Origin of the sequence: Mesorhizobium sp. M8A.F.Ca.ET.218.01.1.1, assembly GCF_004791165.1 — a bacterium.
GTDB lineage: Bacteria > Pseudomonadota > Alphaproteobacteria > Rhizobiales > Rhizobiaceae > Mesorhizobium.
In genome coordinates, this window is record NZ_SRUZ01000005.1 from 229,145 (window position 1) to 245,330 (window position 16,186).

The window sequence follows — 16,186 nt, forward strand, 5'->3', positions numbered from 1 at the left end:
CAATATCGAATGCAGCCGCCAGTGACCGAAAGCCTCGCAGCAAACCGCCTCCAGAGCACCGGTGCCTATGCGCTGGAGCTCGATGGCGTGGCGCGGCATTTCGGGGCGCTGGTGGCGCTCTCGGGCATCACCATGAGGATCGCGGCCGGAGAACGGCGCGCGGTCCTCGGCTCCAACGGCGCCGGCAAGACCACGCTGTTCAACGCCGTGACCGGCGACTTCATGCCGACGTCAGGGCGCATACGCTTCTTCGGCGAGGACATCACCGACCTGCCGCCGCATGAGCGCATCCGGCGCGGCCTGCGGCGCACCTATCAGATATCGCAATTGTTCAAGGGCCTGTCGGTTCTCGATTCCATCTTCCTTGCCTGTCGCGGCGTCTCGAGGCGGCGCTTCTCGCTGCTGCGGCCGGCCGCGTCGGACGTCAACATGGTGCAGGCGGAATCGATCCTCAACGCCGTGCATCTGGAAACCTATCGCGACACGCTGGTGGCGACGCTGAGCCATGGCCAGCAGCGCCAGCTGGAGATCGCCCTGGCGCTGGCTGGTGCGCCGCGCTTCATCCTCTTCGACGAGCCGGCGGCTGGCCTGTCGCCAACCGAGCGCCGCGACCTCGTCGCCATCCTCAACGCACTGCCCAGGCATATCGGCTACATCATCATCGAGCACGATCTCGACGTCGCGCTGCGCGTCTCGGAATATGTCTCGATGATGCACAATGGCCGCCTGTTCAAGGAAGGCACGCCGCAGGAGATCGAAGCCGACCCGGAAGTCCAGGAGATCTATCTCGGGGGCAAGCATGGCTGAGCGTGCCGGGAAGACCGCCAAGGCAATGCTGCGCATAGAAGACCTCCAGGTCTTTTATGGCGAAAGCCATGCCTTGCAGGGCGTTTCGCTGACGCTGGAAAGCGGCGTGCTGTCGGTGGTCGGCCGCAACGGCATGGGCAAGTCGACGCTCTGCAACACCATTGTCGGCCTGAAGCGCGCGAAGTCCGGCTCGATCCGCCTCGACGGCCGCGAAATCACCTCGCTTGAGCCGCACGAGATTCACCGTCTCGGCGTCGGCTATGTGCCGCAAGGCCGCCGCGTCTGGCCGAGCCTGACGGTCGACGAGCATCTGCGCCTCGCGGCCGGCAACAGGCGCGACGCCTCCTGGACGGTCGAACGGGTCTACCAGACCTTTCCGCGTCTGGCCGAACGCCGGACAAATGGCGGCTCGCAGCTTTCGGGCGGCGAGCAGCAGATGCTGGCGATTTCGCGTGCGCTGCTCAGCGATCCCAAGCTGTTGGTGATGGACGAGCCGACCGAAGGGCTGGCGCCGGTCATCGTTGACCAGGTCGAAAAAATGCTGGTCGATCTCGCCGCCGAGGGCGAGATGGCGGTGCTGGTCATCGAGCAGAACATCGGCGTGGCGACCTCGGTGTCGAACCAGGTCGCCATCATGGTCAACGGCCGCATCAACCGGCTGATGGACGCCAAGGCGCTGGCCGCCGACCGCGAACTGCAGCAGCGGCTGCTTGGCGTCGGCCGCCACGCCGAGGAAGCGCCCGTCACGCTGGCCGAAGCCGCGCAGGCCAGGGAGCAACTGGCGAAAGTCTATCGCGTCGACCGTACCGGCACCGCATCGGGCGAGCCGATGCCTCAAGACGGCGTCTACCGACCGGTCGTCGAACTGCCCAACCGCTGGAACGTCCCGGTCACCGAATTGCGCCAGGCGGCGGTCGACAAAACCGCCCCGCAGGACGATCCGAAAAAAATCTTCGCCATCCCCTTTGCCGAGCGCATCGGCAGGACCGTGCTGGTTGTCGGCACCTTCGATACCAAGGGCAAGGAATTGCGCTTCATGGCCGACCGGCTGAAGGCGCTGGGCCTGCCGGCGCGTACGGTCGACCTGTCGACCTCGGGAAAACCGACCAGCGCCGACGTTCCGGCCATGCAGGTCGCCGGCATGCATGTGCGCGGATCCTCCGCCGTCTTCACCAATGACCGCGGCGGTTCGGTCAGCGCCATGGCGGACGCCTTCGCACGCTGGATCGAGCGCGAGCCGCGCATCGGCGGCGTGATTTCCGCCGGCGGCTCCGGCGGCACAACGCTGGCCACCGCAGGCATGCGCGTGCTGCCCGTCGGCATTCCCAAGCTGATGGTGTCGACGGTGGCGGCCGGCGATGTCGCCAAATATGTCGGCGGCGCCGACATCATGATGTTCCATTCCGTGGCCGATGTGCAGGGGCTGAACTCGATTACCGAACAGGTGCTCTCCAATGCCGCGCACGCCATGGCCGGCATGGTCGCGCAACTGCCCGATGCCGAGGCCTGGGAAGCCAAGCGCAAGCTGGCGCGGCCGGCGGTCGGCATCACCATGTTCGGCGTCACCACGCCTGCCGTGCAGGCGGTGACCAGACGACTCGAAGCCGACTATGACTGCCTCGTCTTCCACGCCACCGGCATAGGCGGGCGGGCGATGGAAAACCTCGGCGATTCCCGGCTGCTGTCAGCCTTCATCGATCTCACCACGACCGAAGTGGCCGACATGATTGTCGGGGGCGTCTTCCCGGCGACGCAGGATCGCTTTGGCGCGGCGATCCGCACCGGACTGCCCTATGTCGGCTCGGCCGGCGCGCTCGACATGGTCAATTTCGGCCCGCGCGACAGCGTGCCGGACAAATTCCGCAGCCGCAAATTCGTCATCCACAATCCCAACGTCACACTGATGCGCACGACGCGTGACGAGAACCGCGCCTTCGGCGAATGGATCGGCGCGCGGCTCAACGCCATGAACGGCCCGGTGCGGTTCCTGCTGCCCGAGGGCGGCGTTTCCATGCTCGGTGCGCCCAGCCAGCCCTTTCATGATCCCGAGGCTGACAACGCTTTGTTCGAAGCGATCGAGAGGACCGTTCGCCAGACGCCGCAGCGCAACGTCGAGCGGGTGCCGGCCAACATCAATGACCCGGCCTTTGTCGACGCGGTGATCTCAGCGTTCCACGCCATCACGCCGAAGCTGCAGAGGCGGGCATGAAGAATTGGACTTCGCCGCCCGACGGGTGGATGTTTGAAAATACTGCCGGTCGCCTCGCGCCGACCGCATTGTCTTGGGGAGGATAGATCATGGACGCGCAGACCTTTGGCGCTTTCCTGTTGTGGCTGATCATTGCGGCGATCGTCGTCGTGATCGCCGTCTACATCTTGCGCTGGCTCTATCGCCGCTCGACCAAGGAGACGGCGTTCGTGCGCACCGGCTTCATGGGCGAGAAGGTGGTGGTGAATGGCGGCGCTTTCGTCATTCCGGTGCTGCATGAGATCACCCCGGTCAACATGAACGTGCTGCGCATCGAGGTGCGCCGCGAGGACGCGCTGGCGCTGATCACCCGCAACCGCATGCGCGTCGACCTGATCGCTGAGTTCTTCGTCCGCGTCGGCGCGCATCGCGAACTGGTGGCCGCCGCCGCGCAGACGCTCGGCCGCCGCACGCTGCAGCCCGACAGCCTGCGCGAATTGCTGGAAGGCAAATTCGCCGGCGCGCTGCGCACCGTCGCCGCCCAGATGACGCTGGAAGAAATGCATGAACTGCGCGGCGACTACGCCGCCAAGGTGCGCCGGTTGGCGGAGGAGTCGCTCGCCGCCAACGGGCTCGAGCTCGAAAGCGTCGCCATCGTCGATCTCGACCAGACCAGTCTTGAATATTTCGACCCGTCCAACGCCTTCGACGCCGAGGGCCTGACGCAACTGACCGAATCGATCGAGACCCGGCGCCGCATGCGCAACGAGATCGAGCAACGCACGCTGGTCGATATCCGCAACCAGAACCTCGACACCCAGCGCAAAGTGCTGGAGATTGACCGCGACACCGAATATGCGCGCCTCGAACAGGAGCGCGAGGTCGAGATCCGCCGCGCCGCGCAGCGTTCCGAACTCGCCATAGAGCGCGCATTGCGCGACCAGGAGTCCGAACAGGCGCAGCTTTCCTCGCGCGAGGCGGTCGAGAAATCGCGCCTCAATCAGGAGCGCAACATCACGCAGGAGCGCATCAACAGCGAGGAAGAGACGCAGCGCCGTGAGATCGCCCGCCGCCGCTCGCTCGACGAGACCGAGATGAAGATGCGCGAACTGACCGAGCGCGAGCAGATCGCACTCGAATTGTCGCTGGAGAAAGCCCGCATCGAACGCGAAGGCGCGCAGCGTGAACTCGAAATCCAGCGCAAGAAATTGCTCGAGGTGGCCGAACTGGAGCGGCAGATCGCACTCGCCGAAAAGGCGCTCGAGGTGACGAAGGCGGAAGCTGAGAAGCGCCGCGCCGAAATTTCCGAGAACCAGGCGACCGAGACCGCACGCATCGCGCAGGAGCGTGCGGTTGATGAAGTGCGGATCGCCAGGGAGCGGCATCTCGAAGCGCTTCAGATCGCCAAGCGGCAGGCCTTCGAGGAGGCCGAGATTTCGGCCGGAGAGGAGGTCGAACGGGCCCGCATCACCACCGAGCGCGGCATCGAGGAAGCGCGGCTGATCAAGGAACGCGACATCCGCCAGCTTGGCGTCGACCGCGACCAGAAGATCGAAATCGCCGAAATCCAGAAGGCGATCGACATCGCCAAGAAGACGCAGGAGCGTTCTTCCGCGATCGCGGCGTCCGAAGCCGTGCGCGCCAAGGCCATCCAGGCCGAGGAACAGGCCTTCACTGCCCGCGAACGTGAAATCGCCGAGCGCCGCAAGCTGACCGACCTGATCGGCGCGCAGCGCGAGGCCGAGCGCGAGGCGCTGCGAGTCACATCCGCTGCCGACGCCGAGATGAAGGCGGCCAAGAGTCTGGCGGAAGCGCAGAAGATCGCGGCGCTGGCATCGGCCGAAGCGGAGAAGATCCATGCCCTTGCCGCGGCACAGCGTTACGAAGTCGACGCCGCCGGCAACCGCCAGCTCAATGAGGCCGAGAACCTGTTGTCCAGCGAGGCACGCGCCGGCCGCCTGCGCGGCAAGCTGCTCGACCACATGGAAGGCATCATCCGCGAAAGCGTCAAGCCGATGGAGAAGATCGACGGCATCAAGATCCTGCATGTCGATGGCATCAATGGCGGGCAGGGCGGTAACCGCAACGTCACCGACGAGGTCATCGACTCCGCGCTGCGTTATCGGGTGCAGGCGCCGATGATCGACAATCTGATGAAGGAGATCGGCATCGAGGGCGGCTCGCTCGGCCGCATGACCGACGTGCTGCGCGACGCCAAGGACATTTCCAGCCTGACCCGCGACAAGAAGGGCAAGGGCAAGAGCGCCAAGGACGACGATGACGACCGCGATCATTGAGGTGAACATCTGCGCTGCCCCTCACCTGCCTGCCGGCATCCTCTCCCCGTATAGTGACGGGGAGAGGGGCGCCGTCATCGACGGTTTCGCCAGCAGCCAGCGTTGCAAGGTGGGCGCCGAGGTAGCGGCCAGCCTCTTTCTCCCCGTCACTATACGGGGAGAAATGTCCGGCAGGACAATGAGGGTCGGCGCTGACATCAACAGGGAGGGCACACCCAAGCTCGGCCTCCATCGTTCCACTCTCGGCCAGCAAGCATGACCAAGGTCTATGTCTCTTCGGTCATTCCCGCACCGGCGGCGGAGGTCTGGAAGATCGTGCGCAATTTCAACGGTCTGGCAGGCTGGGCGCCGTTCGTCGCCGAAAGCCGCATCGAACAGAATGCGCAGGCCGACCAGATCGGCTGCATCAGGAATTTCACGCTCAAGGACGGCGGTCGCATCCGTGAAAGGCTGCTGGCGCTGTCGGATTACGACCTGTCCTGCAGCTATGCGATTCTGGAAAGCCCGATGGCGGTGGAGAACTATGTCGCCACGCTATCGTTGACGCCGATCACCGACGGCAATCTGACGCTCGCCGAATGGCAGGCGGAGTTCGACTGCGCTGACGATCGCGAGGCGGCACTCATGCAACAGATCGGCAATGGCGTGTTCCAGACCGCGTTCACCGCGTTAAAGCACCGGTTCGGGCGCTGACGCCGGCCGATGGTCAGGGTTTGCCAGAGCACGATCATCGATGCACCGATCGACGAGGTCTGGGCGATCCTGCGCGATTTCAACGGCCATGATCGCTGGCACCCGGCGATCGCCTTCAGCGAGATCGAAGGCAGCGAGCCGGTCGATGCCGTCGGCTCGGTGCGCCATTTCAGGCTGAACGACGGCGGCGAATTGCGCGAGCAATTGCTGGCGCTGTCCGACAAGGACCGGCGGCTGAGTTACTGCCTGCTCGAAGCGCCGCTGCCGCTGATGGGCTATGTCGCCTCGCTGCGGCTGAAGCCGGTGACCGACGGCGACGCCACCTTCTGGGAATGGCGCTCCGAGTTCAACCCGCCAGCGCATCGCCGCGACGAGCTGGTCAAGCTGGTCACCGAAGGCATTTATCAGGCCGGCTTCGCCGCCGTGCGCGCTCTTCTGCGGCGAAACGCCGGCGCGCCGTTGGAGGCGCGATCATCGCCAGCGATCGTCCCGCCGGCCTCATCCGCAAGCGCGCCGCTCGTCACCTCAAGGGCTGCCGCGAGCCATGCCGAAACGACCCACGCGATCGTCGTCGAGCGCTATGGCGGACCGGAGGAGTTGCAACTCAGGGACTTCGCCTTGCCTCTGCCCGCGCCGGACGAGGTGCGGATCCGTCACACGGTGATCGGTGTCAATTTCATCGACGTCTACTGCCGCACCGGGTTCTTCGACCTGCTGCAACCACCTGGCGTCCCGGGCATGGAAGCCGCCGGCGTCATCGAGGCGGTTGGTCCGGCGGTATCGGGTTTCTCAATCGGCGACCGGGTCGCCTATGCCTGTCCGCCGGTCGGCGCCTACAGCGAGCGGCGCAACATGGCGCCCGAACTGCTGGTTCGTCTTTCCGACGATATTTCGGACGAGACCGCGGCTGCCGGCCTGCTCAAGGGGGTCGCCGCGAGTTTCCTGCTGCACGATGTTCATGCCGTGAAGACGGGGGACATCGTGCTCATCCATGCGGCGGCAGGCGGCATTGGCCAGTTGCTGGTACAGTGGGCGCGCCATCTCGGCGCGACAGTCATCGCCACCGTGTCGAGCGACGACAAGGCGCGCATCGTCGAGCGGCTCGGCGCCCACCATGTAATCGTCTATTCCCGCGACAACTTTGCCGAGGCGGTCATGCGGCTGACTGGTGGCAGGGGCGCGAATGTCGCCTACGACGCGGTCGGCAACGACACGTTTGCCGGCTCGCTGGCGGCGCTTGCCGTGCGCGGCCATCTCGTCAGCTTCGGCCAGGCTTCGGGGCCGGTAGGCAATTGGGACATCGGCCGCTTCGCCTCGAAATCGATCACCGTTTCACGCCCCAACTATGCCCATTACACCGACACGTCGGAAAAGCTCGGCACCCATGTCACCAGGTTTTTTCAGGCGCTGCGCCAGGGTGTGATCAGGGTCGAGACGCCGACGCACTACGATCTTGCCGATGCCGCTCGCGCGCATCGCGATCTGGAGGATCGTCGCACGACGGGTGCCCTCGTTCTGGTGCCACGGGCATGACTGTCGGGATCAGCCGGTTGCGCTGGCGTAGATGTCGAGAACATCCGTCACGGCTGCGATCAGGAGTTCCCTGGCCTTTGGGGCGACGGATCCGCTCGCTACCGCGCCGTCGAGGCGGCCGAGATACTGGCTGATCAGCGGCGAGGGGATGTCGCGCTCGCCCAGCGCCTGCATCAGCGCGTCCACTGCCTGCCGCGCCGCCTGCGCCGGCCAGTAGTAGCGGATACGGTCGCTGTAGGAGAAATGCCGCTCGATCCGCTGCTCGGCCTCGCTGCCGTGATAGTAATTCTTCCAGTTGCCGGGCGCCGCCAGCATGACGCGCTCCATCGCCGCCGGCAGGCTTTCCCGAGCCGGGTCGGGAGCAAGAATGTCGGCGATGTGGCTCAAACCGTAGAGCGCTTCGCGCAGCGCGAAGGTCAGCCAAGGTCCGACTTTCAGGATGGCGAAGCCATCGTCGACCAAGGCGCTCAGCGCCGCGATAGGCTGGTAGTCGGTCGAATGCGCCTCGAATACGAATTGCGGCAGGTCCCGCGGCGTGCCGGCCAGCGCCTGGGCGCGTTCGGGCCGGTAGGTGATGACCTCGGCATTGCCGAATTCGACGCCGGGCTGGACGACGACGCCGATCGCCCGCGAGAAGGCATGGTCGAGGCCACGCTGGTGGAAGGCCTGCTGGTGGATGCGCACCGTCTCGCCAGCCGCTTCCGGTGTCGTCACAGCCAGATGGTCCATCGCTTCCAGGGCACCGCCCGGCACCGGCACTTCCGTGCCGATCACATAGACAGGCTTGGCGCCGGCTGTTCGTTCAACCGCGGCCTCCGCCACCTCGGCCAGTTCGGCGGCGCGCGCGGCGATCGTCGCGTCGGGTGGTGCGGCACCTTCGCCGGCACAGCCCATGCTGGCGTCCAGGTGGATCTTGGTGAAGCCGGCCTCGGCATAGGCGTCCACCATGCGCGCTGCCTTTTCCATCGCCTCGGGCGCCGGCAGGTGCTTCCAGGGATTGGGGCCGAGATGGTCGCCACCGAGCACAAGCCTGTCCAGGGGAAACCCGGCCTTGCCGGCGATCGTCTCGACGAAGCGGCGGAAATCGCCCGGCGTCATGCCGGTATAGCCGCCTTCGTGGTTGACCTGGTTGCAGGTGGCCTCGATCAGCACATCGGCGCCGCGCGCCTTGCCGTGGCGCAGCGCCGCTTCGATGACCAACGGATGGGCCGAGCAGATCGAGGCAATGCCGGCGCGCTCGCCGGCCGTACGACGCTTTGCTATGGCGGCCAGCCTGTCGGTCGCCTGGCTCATGCCGGTGCTCCGGTCCTGGCGGTCGCGACGAACGCCTCGACAGTGGCCAGCGAGGCGATGCCTTCCATCGGGCCCTTCTCCGTCACCGCCAGCGCGCCGCAGCCATTGGCGATCTCGAGCGCCCTCCTAGATGCTTCTCCACGCAGCCAGAAGGAGACGAAAGCCGCCGCAAAACAATCTCCGGCGCCGGTCGGGTCGATTTCCTCGACGACGAAGCCGGGTGAAGCGATGCGCCCCGACCGGTCGTAGTGAACGGCGCCCTGCGCGCCCTTCTTGACGACCACGGCGGAGATGCCGCGGTCCAGCATTTCGCGCGCCGCGCTCTCCTCGTCGGTTGCCTCGGCGAAGGTGAAGAGTTCCGGCCCGCTCGGCAGGAACACATCGGTCTTGGAGAGCACGAAATGCAGGGCGTCGCGCATGCCCGGCAGATCGAGCATCTCCTTGCGGATGTTGGGGTCGAAGGAGATCGTGCCGCCGCGCGCCTTGACGGCTTCGATCCCCTCGCGGGCGACCTCGATCACCTCGGGCGAGAACAGCGATGTGCCCATGACGTGAAAATGGTCGGCGCCAGAGAGCAGCGCGCGTGCTTCCACGCCGATCTCGATCAGCCCGGCGGCGCTTTGCCTGATGTTGTAGACGAAGTGGCGGCTGCCATCGGTCTCATAGGTGACGAAGGCGGTTCCGGTCGCGGCACCCCGATGGACGGTGATGGCCGAGATGTCGGCGCCGTCGGCGCGCAAGCGCTCTATGTTCAAATGGCCGAAATCGTCGTCGCCCACTGCCGCGATCAGCCCCGCCGGCTGACCGAGCCGCGCCGCCTGGTCGATGAAGATGGCGGGAGCGCCTGACGGAAACGGGCCGACCAGCGGGCCGGCGGCGCGAAAACTCTGGCCGATCCGCTCGGCCATGATCTCGACCAGGATCTCGCCGGCGCAAACCAGTTTCTTCATGTCCTCACCATCTGCCGGACTCTGGTTGCCGTACGCTCCCCCCATGTCCGTGCGGTTCAAAACCTAAGTTGTTGTTTTCAGAGCGTCAATAAATAATTTGACGTGCGCAATACTTTTGCGTTGTACTGGAAACGTGGAAATTTGACTGAATAAGTTCGGTCAAGCAATGCTGCCTCATCGCGACGGTCGCAAGGCTGATTCTGGCCAGAGCGCGAAGGGCGGCTTTGAGGTAAAGGGCTAAATATAGATGGCGGAGAAGACCCACCGGACGATGGATGATTTCGCCAGGGCGTCCGGCGTGTCGCGGCCGACCCTGTCGAAGTATTTCGACGATCCGGCCAGCGTGAAGCCGGCGACGCGGGCGCGCATCGAGGCCGCACTTCGTTCCTCGGACTATCAGCCGAATGTTTTTGCACGCAATCTCAACCGCAAGCGCACCCGCAATGTCGGCATCGTCGTGCCGACGATCACCGATCCGTTCTACGCCGAGATGGTCAGCCGCATCGAACTGCGCTGCCGCGACGAAGGGTTTTGGCCGATCGTCATTTCCTCGCACGGTTCGCCGAAGCTGGAGGCGGAATCGGTCAGGACGCTGATGTCGCTGAAGGTTGCCGGCGCCATCGTCGCTCCTTTGGGACGGGTCTCCGAACCCGGCGTCTTCGAGCGGATGAGCGAGGACATCCCGATCGTCTATTTCGACACTTACATCGAAGGCGACACGCCGTTCGTCGGCAATGACAATCACCAGAGCACCTCGACGATCGTCGATTATCTCTGCCGGTCCGGCGAACCGCCGGTCTATGTCGACATTCCGCATGTCAACCACAATTCGGGCGAACGTCTGCAGAGCTATGTCGACACGATGCACGCCGCAGGCCTGGAGCCCACCGTTCTCAAGGCGGCGGGCGACTACAGCTGGGACTTCGAGCGCATCGGTCACGAATGGATGGACAGGACGCTCGAGAAAGGCGGCCTGCCGGCCCGCACGCTGCTCTGCGCCAATGACCGTCTCGCCTTCGGCGTCATGTCGGCCGCCTTTTCGCGCGGGCTGAAGATCGGCCGCCGCGCCGATTGCGATTTTCGCGTCGCCGCCCACGATGATCATCCGCTGAGCCGCTACACCTGTCCCGCGCTGACCACCATGGCGCAGGACTTCGCTGCCATGGCTGGCCGCAGCGTCGAGATCCTGCTGGCGTTGTTGGACGAGGCCGATCCGCCCGGCCACGACATGGCGCGCAACGTCAAGCTCGGCGCGACCCTGGTGATGCGTCAGTCGGCCTGAGCACGCGTCTGCAGTTGAAGCCAGGCCGCCGCCTCGCTCACCGCTTGCCGCGCGGCCAGGATGTGGCGGCCCATGGAGACGAAGCCATGGATCTGGCCCGGCCAGTGCCGCAACACCAGCGGCACTCCGTCGGCGCGCAGGCGCTCGGCATAGGCCGTGCCTTCGTCGGCAAGGATGTCCTGGCCGGCGATCGCGACGAAGGCCGACGGTGCGCCGGCAAGGCTGGAGGCCAGAAGCGGCGAAACACGCCAGTCCGCGATGTCGTCAGGCGTTCGCACATAGCGGTCGCGGAACCAGGCCATGGTGGCGGCGGTGAGCCCGAAGCCGTCGCCGAAACGCCGGTAGCTGTCCGCGATCTGGCGGGCATCGGTGTTGGGATAGATCAGGATCTGGGCGGCAAGCGGCGGCGCCAGTCCGTCGCGGGCAAGCAGCGCCAGCACGGCGGCAAGGTTGCCGCCGGCACTGTCGCCGGCGACGGCAATGCGGGCTGGGTCGATGCCAAGGTCTCCGGCATTCCCGGCCATGAAGCGCAGCACTGCCGCGCAGTCCTCGAGCCCGGCGGGAAATTTGTGCTCCGGCGCCAGCCGGTAGTCGGGACAGATGACGACCGCGTTGCCGAGATTGGCCAGCCAGCGGCAGATCTCGTCATGCGAATCGAGATTGCCGATGACCCAGCCGCCGCCATGCAGATAGAGCACGGCGCGTGCCCCGGTCCGCGGCGCGCCGATACCGCGATGGATGCGGACCGTCACCGGGCCGTCGTTCGGCCCGTCGACCTGCCGTTGTTCGGTTGCCGCGACCGGCTCGCGGTCGCCCTGCTGGGTCGGGAATGAAGCGATATAAGCGGCCCGCGCCGCCGCCACGCTGCCATTCTCGAACGGCTCGCCACCGGCGGCCCGGCCGATTTCGAGGGCACGCTGTGCATCCGGATCAAGTGTCATCGTGATCTCCATTGGAGGTCAGGCGAGCAGGTCGCGCGCCTCGTCTTCGCCGAGCAGGGCCGGCTGGACGACGTCACCGGCAATGGCGACCGAGCTTTTCGTCTCGCCCGACCGCAGGATCGCTTCCATGATCTCCAGCACATGCAGCGCCAGATTGCCGGACGCGCGCGGCGCCGCGCCTGTCTTCAGCGAACGTGCGAGATCGGCGACCCCGAGCATGCGGTAATTGGCGCGGTCGGGCGCTGCGTAAGGCCAGTTGCGGGCGCCGTAGAGTTCGCCTTCGCTGGCGAAATCCTTCCACTCCGCGCCGCGTTCGGACAGCGAGACGGTGCCGCCGAACGTGTCCGGGTCGGGCAGGCGCAGCGAGCCTTCCGTGCCGTGCAGTTCGATCGGATGGTTGGAATGCCTGAAGACGTCCCACGATGCGCCGAAGGTGACGGTGGCGCCGGAGCGGAATTCGAGCAGCGACAGCACATTGGTCGGGGCGCCGACCTTGAACGTCGTGTTCTTGAACGGCCCTTCGGCCGATATCAAACGTTCCTCCTGGCCCTTCGTCGCCATCGCCATAACGCGCGCTACCGGACCGAGCAGGTTGACCAGCATGGTCAGGTAGTAGGGCCCCATGTCGAACACCGGGCCGCCGCCAGGCTGGTAGTAGAATTGCGGGTTGGGATGCCAGTGTTCCATGCCGCGTCCCATCATGAAGGCGGTGCCGCAGACCGGGCGGCCGATCGCGCCCTCATCCATCAGACGGCGCGCCCGGCGGCCGGCCGCACCAAGGAAGGTGTCGGGAGCCGAGCCGAGCAGCACGCCGCGCTTCGCCGCCTCCGCCACCAGGCGGCGCCCGTCATTGGCCGACGTCGCCAGCGGCTTTTCGGTGAAGACATGCTTTCCCGCCGACAGGGCTGAAATCGAAATGTCGAAATGCGCCGCCGGAATGGTCAGGTTGAGGACGAGGTCGATCTCGGGATCGGCCAGCAGCGCATCGACGCCAAGGGCACGGATGCCATATTCCTTGGCTCGCAGCGCCGCCATTTCGGCCGAGATGTCGGCGCAGGCACGAAGCTCGACCCCGCCAAACATTGCGGCGTTGCGCAGATAGGTCATCGATATGTTGCCGCATCCGATGACGCCGATGCCGAGTTTGGCCTGTGAGCTTGCCTGCATTTTCTGTTCTGCCTCCCAATACGGTCACGCGTCTGCCAGATCCGTCGCGACGATGCCGGATCGTTTTCGAAATCGCTATACAACATTTTAAATATTGACGCGCGTAAAATTTTTATAGAACATGCGGAAATGCTGGCGCGATATCGGGAGGCTGCCAGCCGTAGGAGGAGAAAATGACAGGCATGAAAAATCGGCTGGGCGCCGACGCGAATCCCGTGGATCAGGCGCACATTGGATTTTTGCCGCGCCACCAGGGATCGCGACGGCTTCAGGCATAGATCACCTTGGCCACGGCCCTATCGAGCTGGCTGCGTATCGGGCCGGACAGGCCATCGTCGGTGATCACCACATCGACACCCGACAGCGAAAAAGCCTTGGAGGTTCCGCTGACGCCCCATTTGCTCGAATCCGCAAGCAGAACCACGCGCCGGGCCATGCGCACCAGGTTTCGCTTCGTTCGCGCCATGTCTTCATTCACGTCGACCACATCCAGTGAGGAGTCGATCGCATGCGCTCCGACAAAGACCTGATGCGCCACCAAGCCGCCGAGAGCCGTGTCGGCATCGGTGATCAGCGTGCTCACCGTGTCTGGATAGACCCGGCCACCGATCATGTGAACGTCGAGCCCGGGCCGATGCATCAGATGCTGCACGATATTCATCGCCGTGGCCGCGACCACGACATTGCTGAGCGGCGGTAACTGCATGGCAACCTGCATCAACGTCGAGCCGCCGTCGAAGATGACCGACTGGTTGTCCTCGAACAGTTCCACCGCCGCCCGGGCGATGCGTTTCTTTGCCTCGATGTTGGTTTGCATGCGCCGCGCGAACGCCGCCGAGGTCGAATCGGTGGTCCGGGTCACCGCACCGCCACGGGTCTTGGTCAGCAGTCCCTTGCGGTCCAGTATTTCGAGGTCGGATCGCACCGTGACTTCCGACACGCCGAAATCGTCGGACAGGTCCTTGATGCGAACCTGTCCGCTGCGTTGCACCTCGCCCAGGATCGCTTGGCGTCTCTGCTCTGACAACATTGCCCCGTCCTTGCCTCCACGCGCCAGGCGATCGCCATGGCCTCGGTTCGTCATACCCAAAATACGCAAATTCGAAAGCTTTCGAAAGATTGATTTTGTGATTTCTTTCGCAAACACTGCGTTTGGGATTTTGAAATCAACCGATTGGAGAATTTTGCAGTCATGAGTCTCGGAACCAAGGTGCGCCTCGCACGCCTCTTCTCGCATCCTTCGGGGAACCTTTTTGGCGGCGCGGTGGACCACTTCGTCGGCTATGGCGACGTGCGCAAAGGCGGTCTCGCCGACCTGCCGGGCGCGCTCGCTCGCGTCATGGAAGGTAAGCCCGACTACGTCAGCATCCAGCCCGGCACCGCGCGCCATCTGTGGCCGCAATACGCAGGCAAGGCTTCCCTGGTGATCCAAGCCGGCTGCTTCACCCCGGACGATCGCATCAGCGAACTGATTGCGACGCCCGAGGACGCGGTGCGGGCTGGCGCCGACGCGCTGGCCGTGGCCATTCCGGTGCGCGGCGCGACCGAGGGCAAATACATACGCTGGCTGACCGACTCGGTGAACGCGGCGGCCCGTTACGGCATGCCCGTGGTGGCGCATATCTACCCTCGCGATTTCACCGACGGTGCAAAGATCGTCTTCACTCCAGACGAGATCGCCTATGCGGCGCGCATCGGCTATGAGTCCGGCGTCGACGTGATCAAGATCGGTTACACCGGCGATTTCGAGTCGTTTCGAGAGACCGTTCGGACCTGCCCGGTGCCGGTTGTCATCGCCGGCGGCCCGAAGACCGATACGCTGCTCGGTGCCCTTCAGCAGACGGTGGACGCCATCCGTGCCGGCGCGCGCGGTGCCGTGGTGGGCCGCAATCTCTGGGGGCATGGCGATCCGCAGAAGGCGGCCATTGCCTTCCGGGGCGTCATCCATGACGGCCTTTCGGCGCAGGACGCCCTGGCGAAGGCGGGTGCCTGAACCATGCCCACCGTCCCTGCAATCCTCGGCTTCGGAGCGATCGCGATCGACGACATCGTCTATGTCGATCAGCCGTTGTCGGCGGGCAAGGGGAAGGTTCTGCAAAGCGCCCGGACTTTCGGCGGAAATGTCGCGACGGCGCTTGCCGCCGTCGCGCGGCTCGACGGAAGCGCCGGGTTCATCGGATGGCTTGGCAGTGCCGTGGACGACGCCGTGCTGTGCGATCTCGTTGCGAGCGGCGTTGAAACCGCGTTCGCGCCGCGCCACGCCGATGCGCGCCCGGTGCGCTCACGGATCACGGTCGGTTCGGATGGGGACCGGTTCATCGCCTATGACGACGAAGCGATGCTGGGCACCGCACCGGATTTTCCGGACGAGGTCCTCAGCCGCGCGACCGTCCTGATCGTCGATAGTTACGCGATCGGGTCGCTGGATGTCGTGGCGCGGGCTCAGGGTCTCGGCCTGGCGATCCTCGGCGATGTCGAATGGAACGGCGGCCCAGCCACCGAGAGGCTGATCGCGCTCTGCGACCATCTCATTCTTCCCCTCGGCTTTGCGCGGACCGCCACGGGCCGCCGATCGCCGGCCGAGATACTCGATGCATTGTGGTTGCCGTCGCGGTCCGCCGTGGTTCTGACGGATGGCGGCAGGGGCGTCTACTATCGCGGACGCGACGAAGCCGGGCTGTGGCACCTGCCTCCGCACCGGGTTGAAGTCGTCGACTCGACCGGCGCCGGCGACTGCTTTCATGGCGCCTACGCCCTTGCATTGACGCGCGGCGCCGACACCGCGGGCCGGGTCGCATTCGCGGCCGCTGCTGCGGCTCTTTCGATAACGGGGCGGGGCGGGCGTGAGGCGCTTCCGACCGACGATCAGGTCAAGGCACTCCTGGCATCGACGAACGCGCCGTCGGCAGTCGAACTGGAGCATGCGCGGCTCGATACCGCAACAGAGCCCGAACTATCCGAGGAGATATCTCGCAGGTAAACCCAAGCCGAGGATAATTATAAAAATCAGTGGCTTGGACTTGTGGAGGGAGGAA

The 16,186-nt window shown here is 65.2% G+C and carries 13 protein-coding genes; 8 read left to right on the forward strand and 5 right to left on the reverse strand.

The window, feature by feature from the left end:
- Positions 1-9: 9 nt before the first annotated feature.
- The 5 genes from EN861_RS19830 (at position 10) to EN861_RS19855 (ending at position 7,518) form a co-directional block, all read left to right on the forward strand.
- A complete protein-coding gene (locus EN861_RS19830) occupies positions 10-807 on the forward strand; it encodes an ABC transporter ATP-binding protein (RefSeq protein ID WP_127870585.1) in 798 nt (265 codons plus the stop codon).
- Positions 800-3,016, forward strand: coding sequence for an ABC transporter permease (locus tag EN861_RS19835; RefSeq protein WP_127277811.1), 2,217 nt, complete (start codon positions 800-802; stop codon positions 3,014-3,016). Before EN861_RS19830 ends, EN861_RS19835 begins: the two co-directional genes overlap by 8 nt.
- A gap of 89 nt (positions 3,017-3,105) precedes the next feature.
- Positions 3,106-5,292: a flotillin family protein gene (locus EN861_RS19840; protein WP_135865142.1), complete on the forward strand. Its 2,187-nt coding sequence runs from the start codon at positions 3,106-3,108 to the stop codon at positions 5,290-5,292.
- 255 nt (positions 5,293-5,547) lie between these two features.
- Positions 5,548-5,985 carry an SRPBCC family protein gene (locus EN861_RS19850; protein ID WP_127275949.1) on the forward strand — a complete coding sequence of 146 codons (438 nt, stop codon included), beginning with the start codon at positions 5,548-5,550 and terminating at the stop codon, positions 5,983-5,985.
- Positions 5,986-5,994: 9 nt separating this feature from the next.
- Positions 5,995-7,518: a zinc-binding dehydrogenase gene (locus tag EN861_RS19855; RefSeq protein ID WP_135865144.1), complete on the forward strand. Its 1,524-nt coding sequence runs from the start codon at positions 5,995-5,997 to the stop codon at positions 7,516-7,518.
- Between the two features lie 9 nt (positions 7,519-7,527).
- On the opposite strand, the gene EN861_RS19860 is transcribed toward EN861_RS19855, so the two are convergent.
- Entirely contained in the window at positions 7,528-8,811 is a 1,284-nt protein-coding gene (locus EN861_RS19860; RefSeq protein WP_135865146.1) for a D-tagatose-bisphosphate aldolase, class II, non-catalytic subunit, read from the reverse strand.
- Complete coding sequence (locus tag EN861_RS19865; protein ID WP_135865149.1) at positions 8,808-9,761, reverse strand: sugar kinase; 954 nt, start codon at positions 9,759-9,761, stop codon at positions 8,808-8,810. Before EN861_RS19865 ends, EN861_RS19860 begins: the two co-directional genes overlap by 4 nt.
- A 247-nt stretch (positions 9,762-10,008) precedes the next feature.
- Between EN861_RS19865 and EN861_RS19870 the strand changes: the two genes are divergently transcribed.
- A complete protein-coding gene (locus tag EN861_RS19870) occupies positions 10,009-11,043 on the forward strand; it encodes a LacI family DNA-binding transcriptional regulator (protein ID WP_127870590.1) in 1,035 nt (344 codons plus the stop codon).
- On the opposite strand, the gene EN861_RS19875 is transcribed toward EN861_RS19870, so the two are convergent.
- The 3 genes from EN861_RS19875 to EN861_RS19885 form a co-directional block, all read right to left on the reverse strand.
- On the reverse strand, positions 11,031-11,984 hold the full coding sequence (locus tag EN861_RS19875; protein ID WP_135865151.1) for an alpha/beta hydrolase: 954 nt from the start codon (positions 11,982-11,984) through the stop codon (positions 11,031-11,033). The two genes, EN861_RS19870 and EN861_RS19875, sit on opposite strands and share 13 nt — an antisense overlap.
- An 18-nt stretch (positions 11,985-12,002) precedes the next feature.
- Positions 12,003-13,151: a Gfo/Idh/MocA family oxidoreductase gene (locus tag EN861_RS19880; protein ID WP_135865153.1), complete on the reverse strand. Its 1,149-nt coding sequence runs from the start codon at positions 13,149-13,151 to the stop codon at positions 12,003-12,005.
- A gap of 268 nt (positions 13,152-13,419) precedes the next feature.
- On the reverse strand, positions 13,420-14,181 hold the full coding sequence (locus tag EN861_RS19885; protein WP_135865408.1) for a DeoR/GlpR family DNA-binding transcription regulator: 762 nt from the start codon (positions 14,179-14,181) through the stop codon (positions 13,420-13,422).
- A 162-nt stretch (positions 14,182-14,343) separates the two neighbouring features.
- On the opposite strand from EN861_RS19885, the gene EN861_RS19890 reads away from it, so the two are divergent.
- Positions 14,344-15,144, forward strand: coding sequence for a class I fructose-bisphosphate aldolase (locus EN861_RS19890; RefSeq protein WP_135865155.1), 801 nt, complete (start codon positions 14,344-14,346; stop codon positions 15,142-15,144).
- Positions 15,145-15,147: 3 nt separating this feature from the next.
- Entirely contained in the window at positions 15,148-16,131 is a 984-nt protein-coding gene (locus EN861_RS19895) for a PfkB family carbohydrate kinase (RefSeq protein ID WP_135865157.1), read from the forward strand.
- The last annotated feature ends 55 nt before the right edge of the window (positions 16,132-16,186 follow it).

What these genes read in the sequence shown, in the direction of transcription:
- EN861_RS19865 (WP_135865149.1), bottom strand. Translation starts at nt 9,761, where the DNA reads ATGAAGAAACTGGTTTGCGCCGGCGAGATCCTGGTCGAGATCATGGCC.
- EN861_RS19860 (WP_135865146.1), bottom strand. Translation starts at nt 8,811, where the DNA reads ATGAGCCAGGCGACCGACAGGCTGGCCGCCATAGCAAAGCGTCGTACG.
- EN861_RS19895 (WP_135865157.1), top strand. Translation starts at nt 15,148, where the DNA reads ATGCCCACCGTCCCTGCAATCCTCGGCTTCGGAGCGATCGCGATCGAC.
- EN861_RS19885 (WP_135865408.1), bottom strand. Translation starts at nt 14,181, where the DNA reads ATGTTGTCAGAGCAGAGACGCCAAGCGATCCTGGGCGAGGTGCAACGC.
- EN861_RS19880 (WP_135865153.1), bottom strand. Translation starts at nt 13,151, where the DNA reads ATGCAGGCAAGCTCACAGGCCAAACTCGGCATCGGCGTCATCGGATGC.
- EN861_RS19830 (WP_127870585.1), top strand. Translation starts at nt 10, where the DNA reads ATGCAGCCGCCAGTGACCGAAAGCCTCGCAGCAAACCGCCTCCAGAGC.
- EN861_RS19850 (WP_127275949.1), top strand. Translation starts at nt 5,548, where the DNA reads ATGACCAAGGTCTATGTCTCTTCGGTCATTCCCGCACCGGCGGCGGAG.
- EN861_RS19840 (WP_135865142.1), top strand. Translation starts at nt 3,106, where the DNA reads ATGGACGCGCAGACCTTTGGCGCTTTCCTGTTGTGGCTGATCATTGCG.
- EN861_RS19855 (WP_135865144.1), top strand. Translation starts at nt 5,995, where the DNA reads ATGGTCAGGGTTTGCCAGAGCACGATCATCGATGCACCGATCGACGAG.
- EN861_RS19870 (WP_127870590.1), top strand. Translation starts at nt 10,009, where the DNA reads ATGGCGGAGAAGACCCACCGGACGATGGATGATTTCGCCAGGGCGTCC.
- EN861_RS19890 (WP_135865155.1), top strand. Translation starts at nt 14,344, where the DNA reads ATGAGTCTCGGAACCAAGGTGCGCCTCGCACGCCTCTTCTCGCATCCT.
- EN861_RS19875 (WP_135865151.1), bottom strand. Translation starts at nt 11,984, where the DNA reads ATGACACTTGATCCGGATGCACAGCGTGCCCTCGAAATCGGCCGGGCC.
- EN861_RS19835 (WP_127277811.1), top strand. Translation starts at nt 800, where the DNA reads ATGGCTGAGCGTGCCGGGAAGACCGCCAAGGCAATGCTGCGCATAGAA.